The sequence below is a fragment of the Micromonospora sp. DT53 genome (genome assembly GCF_049841535.1).
Lineage (GTDB): Bacteria > Actinomycetota > Actinomycetes > Mycobacteriales > Micromonosporaceae > Micromonospora.
In genome coordinates this window covers 325,561-340,861 of the sequence record NZ_JBNCKM010000006.1, presented here as the reverse complement: position 1 = coordinate 340,861, position 15,301 = coordinate 325,561, and the positions used below count along the sequence as shown (strand labels likewise).

Below are 15,301 nucleotides of genomic sequence, written 5' to 3'. Positions count from 1 at the left end.
GCCACATTTATGACTTATGTCGGCACACCAACTGCAAGATCGACGGGGGTGGGGGTGAAGGGCAAGAGTTAGAAGCGGGCTGGTTCCCGGTAGGTGCCCCACTCGGCGCGCAGGGCGTCGCAGATCTCGCCCAGGGTCGCCTCGGCGCGGACCGCGTCGAGCATGGCCGGGATCATGTTCTCGTCGGTACGACTCGCCTCGATCATCCGGGTCACCGCCGCGCGGACCGCCGACTCGTCCCTGGCGCCCTTGCGCTCGGCAAGCACCCGGCGCTGCTCCAACTCCACCTCGTGCGAGATGCGCAGGATCTCCAGTTCCTTGGCGACCGTGCCGGTGTGGCAGTTGACCCCGACGATCTTCTTGTCGCCCTTTTCGAGAGCCTGCTGGTAGACGAAGGCCGACTCGGCGATGTGCCCGGTGAACCAGCCATCCTCGATACCGCGCAGGATGCCCGAGGTCATCGGGCCGATCTGGTGCGGGCCGTCGCCGCCGAGCTGCCGGATCCGGGCGAAGATCTCCTCCGCCTCGGCCTCGATCTTGTCGGTCAACGCCTCGACGTACCAGGAGCCACCGAGCGGGTCGGCCACGTTCACCACACCTGTCTCCTCCATCAGCACCTGCTGGGTACGCAGGGCGATCTCGGCCGACTCGTCGGTGGGCAGCGCCAGGGTCTCGTCCAGCGCGTTGGTGTGCAGCGAGTTCGTGCCGCCGAGCACCGCCGCGAGGGCCTCGACGGCGGTGCGTACCACGTTGTTGACCGGCTGCTGCGCGGTCAACGACACCCCGGCGGTCTGCGTGTGGAAGCGCAGCCACAGGGCCTTCTCGCTTGTCGCGCCGTAGACGTCGCGCAGCCAGCGGGCCCAGATCCGGCGGGCGGCCCGGAACTTGGCGATCTCCTCGAAGAAGTCGAGGTGCGAGTCGAAGAAGAAGCTCAGCCCCGGCGCGAAGACGTTCACGTCCAGCCCACGCGAGAGCCCCAGCTCGACGTAGCCGAAACCGTCCGCCAGGGTGTACGCCAGCTCCTGCGCGGCGGTCGACCCGGCCTCGCGGATGTGGTAGCCGGAGACCGACAGCGGCTTGTAGCGCGGGATCTCCCGGGCGCAGTACTCCATCAGGTCGCCGATCAGACGCAGGTGCGGCTCCGGGTCGAAGAGCCACTCCTTCTGCGCGATGTACTCCTTGAAGATGTCGGTCTGCAGGGTGCCGTCCAGCTTGGACAGGTCGGCGCCCTGCCGCTCGGCGGCGACCAGGTACATGCAGAACACCGGCACGGCCGGGCCGGAGATGGTCATCGAGGTGGTGACGCCGGCCAGGTCGATGCCGTCGAAGAGCGCCTGCATGTCGGTGGCGGTGTCGATGGCCACGCCGCAGTGGCCGACCTCGCCGAGCGCCTGCGGGTCGTCCGAGTCGCGGCCCATCAGCGTCGGCATGTCGAACGCCACCGAGAGGCCGCCGCCACCGGCGCCGAGGATCATCTTGTAGCGCTCGTTTGTCTGCTGGGCGTTGCCGAAGCCGGCGAACTGCCGGATCGTCCAGGTCCGCCCGCGGTATCCGGTCGGATACAAACCCCGGGTGTACGGATACTCGCCCGGCCAGCCGATCCGTTCGAAGCCCGGATAGGTGGCCCCCTCCGGCGGCCCGTACACCGGCTCCACCGGCATCCCGGAGAGCGTGGTGAAGTCCGCGTCCCGCTTGCGCGCGGCGTCGTACCGGGCCTGCCAGCGCGCCCGTCCGGCGTCGATCTCGTCGGCGTCCATGAGCAGGGCTCCTCCTCGGGTCCTCGACTGCACGTCGAGTGTAAGGCCCCTACCTGAACGATCGCTAAGTCCCGCCCTACCGACAGGTAACAGCAGGCACCGCGTCGATCACGGAGTTGTGGCGGAGGTTTCGCCGATCGCCATGTCGTCGACCCGGATGTTGACCTCATCGACCCGCAGCCCGAACGCCTCGACCGCCTCGGTCACTTGAGCGCGCACCTGACCGGTGACCTCCGCCACCGGTCGACCGGCCTGGATCACCAACACCAGGTTGACCACTGCGGCGTCCTCGGTGACGTGGGCCGAGCAACCCCGCCGGGCGTCACCCACCTGGTCCAACCCGACCCGGTCGAGAACCGCGTTGAAGAACCGGGCGACGTCACCGCCCAAGTCGGCCACGCCGGGCACCGCGCGCGCCGCCGCGACGGCGATCTTCTCGATCACCTCGTCGGCGACCTGCGTCGTCCCACCAGCCGGCACCGACGGCCTGGTCAGCCTTTGCGTTGCTTCCAGGTCCACAGTCGCTCCCTGCTCCTCGCACCACCGCGTCTGGGCACGTCCGGCCCCGGTGAAGGTGGGGCAGTGCGAGCCTACTAGGACGAGGCGGTCCCGGGATGTTCCCGGTGGACGGTCAACGGGCGGTCCGGCAGCCGTTGGGCCGCCGGGCGGCCACGCCTCAGACTCCCGCGCCCGGCTGATTCAGCTCGATGTCGTCCACCGTGACGTTGACCTGGGTGACCGTCAGGCCGTACTTCTCCACTGCCTCGATCACCGCGGCCCGCACAGCCTCGGTCACGTCGGCCACGACGTGCCCGGCGTCGATCACCAGGACCACGTTGATGACGGCCGAACTGCCCTTGACGTCGGCCGAGATGCCTCGCCGAGCGTCGCCGACCTCGTCCAGGCCGATCTTGTCCAGCACGCTGTTGAAGAACCGGGAAACGTCACCGCCCAGATCGGCGACACCGGGCACGGCACGAGCGGCCGCACCGGCGATCTTCTCCACGACCTCGTCGGAGACCGACGTGACACCCCGGGCCGCGCCCGTCGCGGGCTGCACTGCGCCGACGTTCTCCACCGCGTCCGTCATGATCACATCTCCCCTGGTCCCGGTGCACTGTGGACCGACCGGTTCGTCAGCCCGCTTCGCGGCAGCCTCGCTCCCGGCCACGCGCGGCGAGCCTACTAAAACCAGAGCGACCTTCGCTTGCGGCGTGCGGCGCGCTGCGACCGGCCGAACGAGCGACGACGTCGGTCCGCACCGGACAGTGCCGGCCCGGTTGGTCCAGCTGGACGAGATCAGCGGGCGAGCTGGGCGAGCAGCTCCTCCGCCGCCGTGTACGGGTCGGTCGCGCCCTCGGCAACCTTGGTGGCGAGCGTGCTCAGCTCCGTACCGTCGCGCAGGGAGCCGATCCGGGCGCGGAGGGTGCCGAGCGCGATCGCCTCGATCTCGGCGGCGGCCCGCGCCTCCTGCCGACGGCGCAGCTCGCCGTGCTCGACCAGCCAGCCCCGGTGCTTGTCGATGGCGGCGGCGATGTCGTCGATACCCTCGCCCCGTGCGGCCACCGACCGGACCACCTGCGGACGCCACTGCCCCGGCCCGCGCTCGCCGAGAGCGATCATGCCCTGGATGTCACGGACGGTGGCGTCGACGCCGTCCCGGTCCGCCTTGTTGACCACGAACACGTCGGCGATCTCCAGGATGCCGGCCTTGACAGCCTGGATCGCGTCGCCCATCCCGGGCGCGAGCAGCACCAGCGTCGTGTCGGCCAGCGAGGCGACCTCCACCTCGGCCTGCCCGACGCCGACGGTCTCCACCAGCACCACGTCGCAGCCGGCGCCCTCCAGCACCCGGACCGCCTGCGGCGTCGCCGCGGCCAACCCGCCGAGGTGCCCCCGACTGGACATCGACCGGATGTAGACACCCGGATCGGTGGCGTGGTCCTGCATCCGCACCCGGTCACCGAGGATCGCCCCGCCGGTGAACGGGCTGGACGGGTCGACCGCCAGCACACCGACCCGGTGCCCGTGCGCCCGCAGCGCGCGGACCAGCTCGTTCGTGGTGGTCGACTTGCCCACCCCGGGTGAACCGGTCAGCCCGACCACCTGGGCCTGCCCGGCGTACGGCGCCAGCGCCGCGGCGATCGCCGGCAACAGCGCGTCACCGTTTTCCACGAGCGTGATCAGCCGGGCCACCGCGCGGGGGTCACCCGTGCGGGCCCGCTCGACCAGCAGGGGTACGTCCCGGCTGCGGCGCACCGACGTGGTGCCCGCTGCTGGGACGTGCTCGGCCTCGCTCACTGGCTGGACTCGGTTCGCGACTGCGGGGCTCGCAAAACCGGCTCACTCCTCGCGCTCACTGCATCATCCTTGTTCGCGGCTGCGGGGCTCGCAAAATCGGCTCGCTCCTCGCGCTCACTGGCTGGCCGGGGCATTTTCCGGCACGTGGATGATCAGCGCGTCGCCCTGGCCACCGCCGCCGCAGAGCGCCGCCGCGCCGGTGCCACCGCCGCGCCGCTTCAGCTCCAGGGCGAGGGTGAGTACGAGGCGCGCGCCGGACATGCCGATCGGGTGCCCCAGCGCGATCGCGCCGCCGTTGACGTTGACCTTGTCCGGGTCGACCCCCAGGTCCCGGGTGGACTGGACGCCGACCTGCGCGAACGCCTCGTTGATCTCGACGAGGTCCAGGTCCGTCACGCTCAGGCCGCCCTTCTTCAGGGCGTGGTTGATCGCGTTCGACGGCTGCGAGTGCAGGGAGTTGTCCGGGCCCGCCACGTTGCCGTGCGCACCGATCTCGGCCAGCCAGGTCAGCCCCAGCTCCTTCGCCTTGGCCTTGCTCATCACGAGCACCGCCGCCGCGCCGTCGGAGATCGGTGAGGAGCTGCCGGCGGTGATGGTGCCGTCCTTGGCGAAGGCGGGGCGCAGCTTGGCCAGCGACTCGACCGTGGTGTCCGGACGGATGCCCTCGTCCTCGCTGATCACCAGCGGGTCGCCCTTGCGCTGCGGGATGACCACCGGGGCGATCTCGTCGGCGAAGTGACCGTTCTTCTGCGCGGCGGCGGCCCGCTGGTGGCTGGCGGCGGCGAAGGCGTCCTGCTCGTTGCGGGAGATGCCGTGCTTGACGCCGAGCCGCTCGGTCGACTCGCCCATCGAGCAGCAGTCCCAGGCGTCGCTGAGCCCGTCGTGCGCCATGTGGTCCTTGACCACCACGTCGCCGTACTTGTAGCCGGTGCGCTGGCCCATCAGCAGGTGCGGGGCGTTGGTCATCGACTCCATGCCGCCGGCCACCACGATGTCGAACTCGCCGGCGCGGATCAGCTGGTCGGCCAGGGCGATCGCGTCCAGGCCGGAGAGGCAGACCTTGTTGATGGTCAGCGCCGGCACGGACATCGGGACGCCGGCCTCGACCGCCGCCTGCCGAGCCGGAATCTGACCGGCGCCGGCCTGCAGCACCTGCCCCATGATCACGTACTGGACCTGGTCTGGGCTGACGCCGGCACGCTCCAGCGCCGCCTTGATGGCGATCCCACCGAGTTTCGTGGCCGGGAGGTCCTTGAGGTTGCCCAGCAGCCGGCCCATCGGGGTCCGCGCGCCGCTGACGATCACCGAAGCCATGCCTGCCTCCGAGGGGGGTGCCGAGCTGTACGCCTTAACGATTGTTCGGCCAGACTAGCGCCATGGCAGAGAACTCCCCCGTCGAGCCCGGTGCGGACTACGTCACAGACATCGGGCTTCGCAAGATTGACCACGTCGGGATCGCCGTGGCCGACCTGGACGCCGCGATCGACTTCTACCAGCGGACGTTCGGCATGCGCTGCGTACACGTGGAGACAAACGTCGAGCAGGGCGTTCGGGAAGCGATGCTGGCAGTCGGGCCGACCACCGAGGGCGGCTGCGTGCAGTTGCTCGCCCCGCTCACCCCGGAGTCGACGATCGCGAAGTTCCTGGACCGTAACGGGCCGGGCGTGCAGCAGGTCGCGTACACCGTGGTGGACATCGACGCGGCCTGCGCGGCGTTGCGCGAGCGCGGCGTGCGCCTCCTCTACGACGCTCCGAGGCGTGGCACCGCGGACAGTCGGATCAACTTCGTCCACCCCAAGGACGCCGGCGGCGTCCTGGTGGAACTGGTGGAACCCGCCCCCACCACCCACTAACAGCCTTCCCGGCCGCGCCCCCGCGACCGGAGCCCACTCTTCCCACCACCCGCGCGGGGCCGCGCCGCGCCGCGCCGCGCAAGATCGACACAACTTCGGGGATGTTGCTGCCTCTGCCACGCCTGATGCAGCAACATCCCCGAAGTTGCCGCATCCGGCCACCCAACGTGCGCCGGCGCGCTTCAGACGCACGTTGGTGTGTGGTTGGCGGGGTGGTCGGACACCTTCACGCATCGGCGGATGCAGTTTTTCACAGAGGACTTCCCGGCCTAGCTACCGTTCAGTAACGTCCGGCCCCACAGGAGCGCGACCGGTGCCGGATGTGTCGAATGCCGACATGGCGGTCGTGCCCACCGGCGCCGACGATGGCAGCACCCGGGCCCGTGCGGGTGCGGACGAACCGGAGGTCACCGTGCAGGACATCCTCGAAGCGATCATGGCGGCGGAGGAATCGAACGATCCGGACCGCGAACTCGCCGGCGTCGCCGGGCTGCCCGTACCGGAGAGCTACCGGGGCGTGGTGGTCCGCGCCGAGGAGGCCCGGATGTTCGACGGGATGGCCACCCGGGACAAGGACCCCCGCAAGGCGCTGCACGTGCAGGAGGTGCCGACGCCGGAGCTGGCGCCGGGCGAGGCGCTGGTCGCGGTGATGGCCAGCGCGATCAACTACAACACGGTGTGGACCAGCATCTTCGAACCGCTGCCCACCTTCAGGTTCCTGGAGCGCTACGGCCGGGTCTCCGAGCTGACCCGCCGGCACGACCTGCCGTACCACGTGGTCGGCTCGGACGCGGCGGGCGTGGTGCTGCGCACCGGCCCCGGGGTGACCCGCTGGGCGCCCGGCGACGAGGTGGTGGCGCACTGTCTCTCCGTCGAGCTGGAGGACGCGGCCGGGCACGACGACACCATGCTCGACCCGCAGCAGCGGATCTGGGGTTTCGAGACGAACTTCGGCGGGCTGGCCGAGTTGGCCGTGGTCAAGGCCAACCAGCTGATGCCCAAGCCGCGGCACCTGAGCTGGGAGGAGGCGGCCAGCCCCGGGCTGGTCAACTCCACCGCGTACCGGCAGCTCGTCTCGCACCACGGGGCCAACATGAAGCAGGGCGACGTGGTGCTGATCTGGGGTGCCTCCGGCGGCCTCGGCGGGTACGCCACGCAGATGGCGCTCAACGGCGGGGCGATCCCGGTCTGCGTGGTGTCCTCACCGGAGAAGGCCGAGCTGTGCCGCCGGATGGGCGCCGAACTGGTCATCGACCGGGCCGCGGAGGGCTTCCGCTTCTGGAAGGACGAGGAAACCCAGGACCCGGACGAGTGGCGGCGCTTCGGTGAGCGGATCCGCGAGCTGACCAGCGGAGAGGACCCGGACATCGTCTTCGAGCACCCGGGTCGGGAGACGTTCGGCGCCAGCGTCTACGTGGCCCGGCGCGGTGGGACCATCGTCACCTGCGCCTCCACGAGCGGCTTCCAGCACCAGTACGACAACCGCTACCTGTGGATGCACCTCAAGCGGATCGTGGGCAGCCACTTCGCCAACTACCACGAGGCGTGGCAGGCCAACCGCCTGGTCGCGCTCGGCAAGGTGCACCCGACGGTGTCCCGCACCTATCCGATGGAGCAGACCGGCCAGGCCGCGTACGAGGTGCACCGCAACGCCCACCAGGGCAAGGTCGGCGTGCGTTGCCTCGCACCCACCGACGGGCTGGGCGTACGCGACGGGGAGCTGCGGGCGCGGCACGAGGACGCGATCAACCGGTTCCGGGGTCACTGACCGGCACCGCCGGTCCTCGGAGCACTGACCGGCACCGCCGGTCCTCGGAGCACTGACCGGCACCGCCGGTCCTCGGAGCACTGACCGGCACCGCCGGTGCGGGTCCCGGCCGGACGGTGGAACGCCAGATGACCATTGCGCTGATCGCTCATTGTTCTTCCGCCCCCATTAGCGGATAACCCACCCGGATCGAACAAAGGGCCTCGGGGTAACCCCGGGGCCCTTTTCCGCGTCACGCTGCGTGGTGTGCGACAGGCCGGGACCTGCCAAGATCGCCGATTGGTCGAACCTCGCCGGTCGCGGGAGTTGACCATGTAAAGAGGGCACGAAAGCTTCCCACCGCTCTTGCGAAGCACCCTGGGGCGTCTGCCAGTATGTCCCAATGCCCCAGCAGCAGTCCTCCCCTCTCGCGTTCTTCGATAACGCGAACTCGCAGCCAGATTTCACCGTTGGCCTGCGCGGATACAACACCCATCAGGTCGACGACTTCCTCGGCCGGATGACCGCCGCGCTGACCCAGTCCGAGCAGGCCCGTGCCGAGGCCGAGCAGCGGATGAACGACGCCCAGCGTCGACTCCGCCAGGCCGAGCAGCGCATGAGTGCGCTGGAGCAGAAGCTCACCGACACGAACAAGCAGCTCGAAGAGAACAGCCGGCCCACCCTCTCCGGGCTTGGCACTCGCGTTGAGCAGATCCTCCGGCTCGCCGAGGAGCAGGCCAACGACCACCGCAACGAGGCCAAGCGCGAGTCGGAGGGCATCCTCTCCGCCGCCCGCCTCGAGGCCCGTGAGATCACCGACAAGGCCCGTGCCGAGGCGGCGGCCATGAAGGCGAGCGCCGAGCGCGAGGCGGGCAACCTGCGCACGGCCGCCGAGCGCGAGGCCGCCGAGGTCCGGGTGCAGGCCCGCCGCGAGGCTGACACGCTGCGCGCCGACGCCGACCGTGAGACCAAGCAGCTGCGTACGGTCACCGCGCACGAGGTGGCCGAGCTGAAGTCGACTGTCGAGCGGGAGGTAGCCACCCTCCGGGCCACCGCCGAGCGGGAGATCACCCAGCAGCGGGCGAAGGCCGCCCGGGAGGCTGAGGAGAAGCGCGCCGAGGCGACCAAGCTGCTCACCGATGCGCGGGACAAGCGCGACAAGGACCTGCAGGCCCTGGAGCTCCAGCTGGCCGAGCGGCGGGAGAAGGCCGAGCGCGAGGAGTCGGAGCGCCACGCCGCCCAGGTCTCGCAGACCCAGAAGATGGTCAGCGAGGCCGAGCAGCGTGCCCGGGCCGCACAGGAGCGGGCCAAGGAGATCGAGCAGCGCGCCGAGGCACGGCGGGTCGAGTCGGAGCGCAACGCCGCCGAGACGGTCGACAAGGCCAAGGCCCACTCGGAGAAGACCCTCAACGAGGCGAAGGCCGAGTCGCAGCGTCTGCTCACCGAGGCTCGCACCGAGGCGGAGCTGACCACGCAGGCCGCCCGCCGCGAGGTCGATGACCTCACCCGGCAGAAGGACGCGGTCACGTCGCAGCTGGGTCAGATGCTCTCCGGGCTCGCCGGCATCGTTCCGGGAATGCCGGCGCAGGCCGCTCCGGCTGCGAAGCCGGACGCCAAGAAGACCGAGGGCGGTCAGGAGCGGGTGCCCGCGGAGACCGCCGGCTGACGCGAGGCGTCAGGTCGGGGCATCGACGGCGCGAGGTGACACCGGGTAACCGGTGCCACCTCGCGCCGTATGCGTTTCCTAACCGGTGGTATCCGCCAGCAGCAACGGAGTGAAGTAGCTCCCACAAGGCCCGTCCGTATCGCCCCAGCAGGGCCCGTTGCGTGTGAGGATGGGGGCATGTCGCACGGCGAGGAACTGTTCGCGCTCGGCGGGGACGTGACGACGGAGCCCAGCTTCGAGTCCGCTCTGCGGGGGTACGAAAAGAAACAGGTCGACCGTTATGTCGCGCGTGCTGAGCACGAGATCGCGACCCTCGCCTCCGAACGGGAACAGGCGTACACACAGATCCACAAGCTCGCCGGCCAGGTCGAGGTTCTCCAGCGCGACCTGACCCAGGTGCGCAAGCAGATGAACGTGGTCGACCGGGCGTCGTTCCGGCATCTCGGCCCGCGGGTCGAGTCGATCCTCACTCTCGCCGAGGAGCAGGCCGAGCAGATCCTCACCGACGCGAACGGTGAGATCGAGGCCCGTCGTGCCGCTGCCGAGCACATCATCGAGGAGGCCCGCGAGCAGGCCGGGCGGGCTCTGAAGGACTTCGAGATCGCCCTCGCCGCCCGACGCGCGGAGGAGGAGCGGCACAGCTCCGCCCGGCGGGCCGAGGCGGAGGCGACCCTGCGGTCGGCCAAGGACGAGTCGGCGCAGTTGCGCAAGGCGGCGCAGGACGCGCTGGCGAAGGCCCAGCAGGAGGCCACCCAACTACGGGACTCCGCCAAGGAGATCCACACCCGGGCCCAGCAGGAAGCCACCAAGCTGCGCGAGACGGCCCGCGAGACGTTGGCCAACGCCCGGCAGGAGGCCAGCGACCTGCGCGACGCGGCCAAGGAGGTGCATGCCAAGGCCCTCCAGGAGGCCAAGCGGCTCACCGACACCGCGACCGAGGCCGGGCGCGCCACCCACGCCAAGGCGCAGCAGGAGGCCAAGCAGATCATCGACGACGCGTCGATGGCCGGGCGGGCCACCCGCGCCAAGGCGCAGCAGGAGGCCGAGCGGCTGACGACGCAGGCCACCGAGTCGGCGAAGCGCAGCCGCGCCGACACCGAGGCGTACGTGCAGCGGATGCGCACCGAGACCGAGGCGTACGTGCAGCACACCCGGGCGCAGACCCAGCAGGAGCTGGGCGCGTGGCGGGCCGGGGTGGAGCAGGAGGTCAACTCCCGGCGGGAGGCAGCCGACCGGGAGTTGGCGCAGCGACGGTCCACGGCCGAGCAGGAGTTCGCGAAGCGCCGCGACGAGTTGGACAAGCAGCACACGTCGCGCCAACAGGAGCTGGAGGCCGGGTTCACCAGCCGTCAGCAGGAGTTGGAGAGCGGCTTCACGAGCCGCAAGGACGAGCTGGAGACCGAGTACTCCACGCGGAAGAACGAGCTGGAGACCGAGTACACCGCTCGCAAGAACGAGATCGAGCAGGGCGCGGCCGGCGTCCGTCAGGCCGCCGAGCAGGACGCCGCGGCGCTGCGCCAGCGGTCCGAGGCGGAGGCCGCGGAGCTGCTGAGCCGCGCCGAGACCGAGGCCGGCGACAAGCGCCGCAAGGCCGACGAGCATGTCGCGGCGTCGCGACGGCAGTTCGAGGAGTACGCGGCCACCACGCAGCAGCACCTGGCCACCACCCAGCAGCACCTGGCGGCGACCCAGCAGGAGTCGGCGGCGGGCCGGCAGCAGTTGGCCCAGGTGATGCTGGAGATCGCCCAGGCCCAGCAGCAGCTCGCGGATCTGCGGCAGGAGACCTGGAAGGCCCGGCAGGAGTCCGACGAGTTCCAGCGTCAGATGTCCGAACTGCGGTTGCAGAGTGTCGCCGGTCCGATCGACGGCCCGACCGCGCCAGCCGCGGAGGACGGCGCGAGCGAGGGTGTGTCCGGTGGTGGGGACGACGGCGTGAGCGTTGCCGCCGGCGCGGCCTCCGGGTCGGGTACGGGCACCGGGTTGAAGACGGAGCCCGCCGACTCCAGGCAGCCGGTGAACGCGGGCGCGGAGGAGTCCGGGCAGTCAACGACGCGCCCGGTGGCCGAGCCGATGACCACCGTGGACGGTGGGACGGCGAGCGCTGGTGTGGACGGGGAGCCGACCGTGGCCGCCGTTCCGGGCGAGGGTGGCCGGGGCGCCAAGCCCACCAAGATCACTAGCACCGGTGAGAACGGCAAGCGACCCAGCAAGCCGACCACCGACGAGCGCAGCGCCAAGCCCAGCAAGGTCACCATCGAGAAGGAGTGACGGGCGTCCGCCCGTCCGAGCTTCGAGATCTTGGACACTTTCCGTCAGCGGCTGTCACAGTCAGCGGCTGACGGAAAGTGTCCAAGATTCACTTTCTCGTGGGGTGGCGCAGGGGTGCGGTGGGGGTCCAGCCGGCTGCGGTGAGGGCACGGCGGACGGTTTCGGCGACCTCGTCGGGGCGGGCGCGGACCAGCCAGGCCGGAAAGCGCAGGATCCGGTCGCCACTGGTCCAGACGTCGTTCTGCCGACGGATGTCCGCCGCCCACTGCTTGGCGTCCATGTGGTGCGCGCCGTCGATCTCCACCTGCACCCGCCACTCCCGCCAGTACGCGTCGAGCCAGCGGTTCCGGCCGGCCGCGTCGACCCGGTGTTCCTGAAGGTCGGGGGCAGGCAGCCCGTGCCGGCGGCACAGCCGCACGAAGTCGATCTCGGAGAGCGCCTGTGCGCCGCCAGCGATGTCGCTGACAGTCTGCAAGATCAGCCGCCGACGGGGTGCCCGAGGGAGGACGTCGAGCACCGCCTGCAACTCCTCGGGCAGCACCCGGCGCTGCTGGCAACCGGCGGCCAGCACCGCCTGTGCCTCGTCCACGCCGGCCGCCCAGCCCGCCGCGTCCACCAGGGCCCGCGCCGTCGTGGTGCGCGGCGGGCGGGCACGTTGGAGATGGGCGTCGGGCAGGACCGTCGTACGGTGGACCAGGACGGCGGGCATGTCGATCGGAAGTCGACGCAGCGTGCTCCGCGCGGCACGGCGAGCTGCCGGCACCAGCACGTGCAGCGGTTCGCGTCGCAGTCCCCGTACCCCGGCTTCGGCGGCGGCGGACACCCCGGCCAGCACCGCCCCCGGCCCGGCCGCCAGCACCGCCACCCAGAGCTGTTGGTCGCGGGTGAGTCGGCCGTTGCCGGCCAGCAGAATCCCGCGACAGATCGACCGCCACCGACCGAACCGAATCCGGCCCCGCACCGCCCCCTCGCTGAGCAGGTTGGCGACCTGCGCGATCGTCAGCACTCCCGCCTGCTCGAAGGCGAGCCAGTCGAGTCCGTCGGCGTCATCGGCGGGCAACATCAGGACAGCTTTCGCCGATGCGCGCCGCCTCACCACCAGATCTTGGACAGTTTCCGTTAGGCCCTGACGAAACTGTCCAAGATCTGTGGGTGGGCAGGGCCCAGGCGACGTCCGAGGGTGGTTGGGTGGGGCACATGGCGCACCAGATTGACGGTCTCGTCGTCGATGGCGACCATGAGGTGGCTACGCTGCTCGCGCGCTGGGAGATGATCAGAAACGGTGCGTCGTCCCGTCGCCAGTCGATCGAGCTGATGAAGGAAGTTGTGACCTCATGGACCTGACCGGCGCGCTCTGGCGCACATCCAGCCGTAGCGGCAACGGAGACCCGGCCGGGCCGGTGCTGGTGTTCGCGCCTGCCGCGTGGCGGGCGTTCCTGGCCGTTGCCCGTCGCCCGAGCGCCTGAGCCGGGAGGTCCCTGGTGCCACAGCACGACCCGTCCGGCGATGACCCGAACGTGACCCAACGGCCCCAGCCGGCGGAAACCCCACAGCCGGCAGAGACGCCAGCACCGGCGGGAACACCAGCACCGGCGGAAACGCCACCGCCGGTGCCGGTTCCCGCACCGGGGATCGACCCGGACGAGCCGCCGGCGGTCCCGTCCGGAAAGTTCGGCACACCGGGGCGGCCACTGCGCCGCAGCAGCTTCCTGATCGGCTTCACCGGTGCGCTGGGCGTGCTGCTGGCGTACACCCTCTATCTGGGGATTCGCAATGCCGGCGGCATTCTCGTGCTTGTGGTGATCGCGCTCTTCCTCGCGGTCGGCCTCAACCCGGCGGTGGTCCGGCTGGGCCGCTGGGGTGTGCCGCACGGCCTGGCGGTGGCGGGGGTCGCGTTGACCGTGGTGCTGCTGCTCTGCGGCGGCGTGGTGGCGCTGGTCCCGCCGATCGTCACCCAGTCGGGGCAGTTCATCGACCAGATCCCGAGCCTGCTCGACGAGTTGCGCCGCAATCCGACGGTCAATGACCTGGTGGAGCGGTACGACGTGGTGGAGCGGGTGCAGGGCGCGGCGAACGCGCAGACCGTCGGACGGGCGCTCGGCGGGGTGCTGGGCGGCGCCCAACTGATCTTCGGCACGGTGTTCCGGACGCTCACCGTGCTGGTGCTGACCATCTACTTCCTGGCCTACTTCGACAAGCTGCGCTCGCTGGGCTACTCGTTGGTGCCCCGGTCCCGGCGGCAGCGGGTGCAGCTGATCGGTGACGAGATCCTGGCCAAGGTGGGCGCGTACATGGTCGGTGCGTTGAGCATCGCGGTGCTGGCCGGCGCGACCACCTTCGTGTTCGCGCTGATCGTCGACCTGCCGTACCCGTTCGCGCTGGCCGTGGTGGTCGCGGTGACCGACCTGATCCCGCAGATCGGCGCCACCCTGGGCGCGGTGATCGTGAGCCTGGTCGGCTTCGCCGCCGACCTGCCCACCGGCATCGCCTGCGCGGTCTTCTTCCTCATCTACCAGCAGGTGGAGAACTACCTCATCTACCCGAAGGTGATGCGGCGCTCGGTGGAGGTCAACGAGGTGGCCGCCCTGTTGGCCGCGCTGCTCGGGGTGGCGCTGCTGGGTGTGGTGGGCGCGCTGATCGCCATCCCCACGGTGGCCGCGCTGCAACTGATCCTGCGCGAGGTGGTGTTGCCCCGCCAGGAGCGCCGCTGAGCGTCAGCCGGCCTGACCAGCGGTCGGGCCGGGGGCCGGGCGGTCAGTCCGCCTTGGTGGCGGCCGGGCCGGGGACGGGCGTGTCGGCGAAGGCGGCCACCGTCCGGTCGGCGTACGCGCTGACGTCGCCGGCCTCCATCGGGCCGTCCCAGGTCGTCGGCAGTGGCACCTCGACGGCCGGGTTGACCCGTCGGACGATCTCGTCGAGCACCGTCTCCGCGTCGCCCACCCAGAGGTGCTTGGCGCCCGGCACCCCGACCACCTCGGCCTGTGGCACGGCGGCGAACCGCTCCCGCGCCTCGGTCGGGCGCAGGTAGTCGTCGAACTCCGGCACGAGCGCCACCAGCGGCCGACCCGAGCCCGCCCAGGTGGCGAGGTCTTCGGGGGCGGAGAACCGCAGTGGCGGGGAGAGCAGGATCGCTCCGGCGATCGTCGGGTCGCAGCCGTACTTCAGCGCCAGGTCGGTGCCGAACGACCAGCCGACGAGCCAGATGTTGGGCAGCTCGGCGAACTCCGCGTACTCGATGGCGGCGGCCACGTCGTACCGCTCGCCCACCGCGCCGTCGAAGGCGCCCTCGCTGGTGCCGCGCACGCTGCTGGTGCCCCGGGTGTTGAACCGCAGCACCGCGAGGTCGGCCAGGGCGGGCAGCCGCCAGGCCGCCTTGCGGAACACGTGGCTGTCCATCATTCCGCCGTGGGTGGGCAGCGGGTGCAGACAGACCAGGGTGGCCACCGGCGGCCGGTCGGCAGGCAGGGCCAGCTCACCGACCAGCCGTAGACCGTCGGCGGTGTGCAGCTCGATGTCCTCCCGGCGGCCGGGCAGGATCGACGACGCGCGGATCGCTGTGCTCACCGCCCAAGTCTGTCGCGAAGTCGCCGTCACCGCCCGCCCAGGCAGGAACAGGGTGACCCAGGTCGCTAAACCGGGTCGCGCAACGCCCCGGCGGGTCGCCCAGGTCGGGAACGTGAGGTGTCCGGGGCCGGGTCGCTCAGTAGCG

General features: G+C 70.8%; 14 protein-coding genes. 7 read left to right on the top strand and 7 right to left on the bottom strand.

Annotated elements, in window-relative coordinates:
• Nucleotides 1-68: 68 nt before the first annotated feature.
• From ACLQ3B_RS21090 to ACLQ3B_RS21070, 5 genes are all read right to left on the bottom strand, one after another.
• The gene (locus tag ACLQ3B_RS21090; RefSeq protein WP_210786094.1) at nucleotides 69-1,757 is read right to left on the bottom strand and encodes an acyl-CoA mutase large subunit family protein; all 1,689 of its coding nucleotides are present in this window, start codon (nucleotides 1,755-1,757) and stop codon (nucleotides 69-71) included.
• Nucleotides 1,758-1,865: 108 nt separating this feature from the next.
• Nucleotides 1,866-2,276 carry an Asp23/Gls24 family envelope stress response protein gene (locus ACLQ3B_RS21085; protein WP_425782405.1) on the bottom strand — a complete coding sequence of 137 codons (411 nt, stop codon included), beginning with the start codon at nucleotides 2,274-2,276 and terminating at the stop codon, nucleotides 1,866-1,868.
• Nucleotides 2,277-2,433: 157 nt separating this feature from the next.
• Nucleotides 2,434-2,847: an Asp23/Gls24 family envelope stress response protein gene (locus tag ACLQ3B_RS21080; protein ID WP_425782404.1), complete on the bottom strand. Its 414-nt coding sequence runs from the start codon at nucleotides 2,845-2,847 to the stop codon at nucleotides 2,434-2,436.
• Nucleotides 2,848-3,056: 209 nt separating this feature from the next.
• Nucleotides 3,057-4,058: a methylmalonyl Co-A mutase-associated GTPase MeaB gene (meaB, locus tag ACLQ3B_RS21075; protein ID WP_425782403.1), complete on the bottom strand. Its 1,002-nt coding sequence runs from the start codon at nucleotides 4,056-4,058 to the stop codon at nucleotides 3,057-3,059.
• A 114-nt stretch (nucleotides 4,059-4,172) separates the two neighbouring features.
• Nucleotides 4,173-5,372: an acetyl-CoA C-acetyltransferase gene (locus ACLQ3B_RS21070; RefSeq protein WP_425782402.1), complete on the bottom strand. Its 1,200-nt coding sequence runs from the start codon at nucleotides 5,370-5,372 to the stop codon at nucleotides 4,173-4,175.
• A gap of 62 nt (nucleotides 5,373-5,434) precedes the next feature.
• Here ACLQ3B_RS21070 and mce point away from each other — a divergent pair, with 62 nt between their 5' ends.
• The 4 genes from mce (at nucleotide 5,435) to ACLQ3B_RS21050 (ending at nucleotide 11,592) form a co-directional block, all read left to right on the top strand.
• Entirely contained in the window at nucleotides 5,435-5,911 is a 477-nt protein-coding gene (mce, locus tag ACLQ3B_RS21065; RefSeq protein WP_425782401.1) for a methylmalonyl-CoA epimerase, read from the top strand.
• A 412-nt stretch (nucleotides 5,912-6,323) separates the two neighbouring features.
• Nucleotides 6,324-7,679: a crotonyl-CoA carboxylase/reductase gene (gene ccrA, locus ACLQ3B_RS21060; protein ID WP_425782550.1), complete on the top strand. Its 1,356-nt coding sequence runs from the start codon at nucleotides 6,324-6,326 to the stop codon at nucleotides 7,677-7,679.
• 382 nt (nucleotides 7,680-8,061) lie between these two features.
• On the top strand, nucleotides 8,062-9,324 hold the full coding sequence (locus tag ACLQ3B_RS21055) for a DivIVA domain-containing protein (RefSeq protein WP_196929763.1): 1,263 nt from the start codon (nucleotides 8,062-8,064) through the stop codon (nucleotides 9,322-9,324).
• A 177-nt stretch (nucleotides 9,325-9,501) separates the two neighbouring features.
• The gene (locus tag ACLQ3B_RS21050) at nucleotides 9,502-11,592 is read left to right on the top strand and encodes a hypothetical protein (protein ID WP_425782400.1); all 2,091 of its coding nucleotides are present in this window, start codon (nucleotides 9,502-9,504) and stop codon (nucleotides 11,590-11,592) included.
• Nucleotides 11,593-11,680: 88 nt separating this feature from the next.
• On the opposite strand, the gene ACLQ3B_RS21045 is transcribed toward ACLQ3B_RS21050, so the two are convergent.
• The gene (locus ACLQ3B_RS21045) at nucleotides 11,681-12,655 is read right to left on the bottom strand and encodes a hypothetical protein (RefSeq protein ID WP_425782399.1); all 975 of its coding nucleotides are present in this window, start codon (nucleotides 12,653-12,655) and stop codon (nucleotides 11,681-11,683) included.
• Between the two features lie 134 nt (nucleotides 12,656-12,789).
• Here ACLQ3B_RS21045 and ACLQ3B_RS21040 point away from each other — a divergent pair, with 134 nt between their 5' ends.
• The 3 genes from ACLQ3B_RS21040 (at nucleotide 12,790) to ACLQ3B_RS21030 (ending at nucleotide 14,303) form a co-directional block, all read left to right on the top strand.
• A complete protein-coding gene (locus ACLQ3B_RS21040; RefSeq protein ID WP_425782398.1) occupies nucleotides 12,790-12,936 on the top strand; it encodes a hypothetical protein in 147 nt (48 codons plus the stop codon).
• Entirely contained in the window at nucleotides 12,927-13,058 is a 132-nt protein-coding gene (locus tag ACLQ3B_RS21035; protein ID WP_425782397.1) for a DUF397 domain-containing protein, read from the top strand. The genes ACLQ3B_RS21040 and ACLQ3B_RS21035 overlap by 10 nt, the downstream gene beginning before the upstream one ends.
• A 165-nt stretch (nucleotides 13,059-13,223) precedes the next feature.
• Complete coding sequence (locus ACLQ3B_RS21030) at nucleotides 13,224-14,303, top strand: AI-2E family transporter (RefSeq protein WP_425782549.1); 1,080 nt, start codon at nucleotides 13,224-13,226, stop codon at nucleotides 14,301-14,303.
• Between the two features lie 43 nt (nucleotides 14,304-14,346).
• On the opposite strand, the gene ACLQ3B_RS21025 is transcribed toward ACLQ3B_RS21030, so the two are convergent.
• On the bottom strand, nucleotides 14,347-15,207 hold the full coding sequence (locus ACLQ3B_RS21025) for an alpha/beta hydrolase (RefSeq protein ID WP_425782548.1): 861 nt from the start codon (nucleotides 15,205-15,207) through the stop codon (nucleotides 14,347-14,349).
• Between the last annotated feature and the right edge of the window lie 94 nt (nucleotides 15,208-15,301).

What these genes read in the sequence shown, in the direction of transcription:
- ACLQ3B_RS21070 (WP_425782402.1), bottom strand. Translation starts at nt 5,372, where the DNA reads ATGGCTTCGGTGATCGTCAGCGGCGCGCGGACCCCGATGGGCCGGCTG.
- ACLQ3B_RS21035 (WP_425782397.1), top strand. Translation starts at nt 12,927, where the DNA reads ATGGACCTGACCGGCGCGCTCTGGCGCACATCCAGCCGTAGCGGCAAC.
- ACLQ3B_RS21055 (WP_196929763.1), top strand. Translation starts at nt 8,062, where the DNA reads ATGCCCCAGCAGCAGTCCTCCCCTCTCGCGTTCTTCGATAACGCGAAC.
- ACLQ3B_RS21045 (WP_425782399.1), bottom strand. Translation starts at nt 12,655, where the DNA reads ATGTTGCCCGCCGATGACGCCGACGGACTCGACTGGCTCGCCTTCGAG.
- mce (WP_425782401.1), top strand. Translation starts at nt 5,435, where the DNA reads ATGGCAGAGAACTCCCCCGTCGAGCCCGGTGCGGACTACGTCACAGAC.
- ACLQ3B_RS21090 (WP_210786094.1), bottom strand. Translation starts at nt 1,757, where the DNA reads ATGGACGCCGACGAGATCGACGCCGGACGGGCGCGCTGGCAGGCCCGG.
- ACLQ3B_RS21080 (WP_425782404.1), bottom strand. Translation starts at nt 2,847, where the DNA reads ATGACGGACGCGGTGGAGAACGTCGGCGCAGTGCAGCCCGCGACGGGC.
- ACLQ3B_RS21050 (WP_425782400.1), top strand. Translation starts at nt 9,502, where the DNA reads ATGTCGCACGGCGAGGAACTGTTCGCGCTCGGCGGGGACGTGACGACG.
- ACLQ3B_RS21040 (WP_425782398.1), top strand. Translation starts at nt 12,790, where the DNA reads ATGGCGCACCAGATTGACGGTCTCGTCGTCGATGGCGACCATGAGGTG.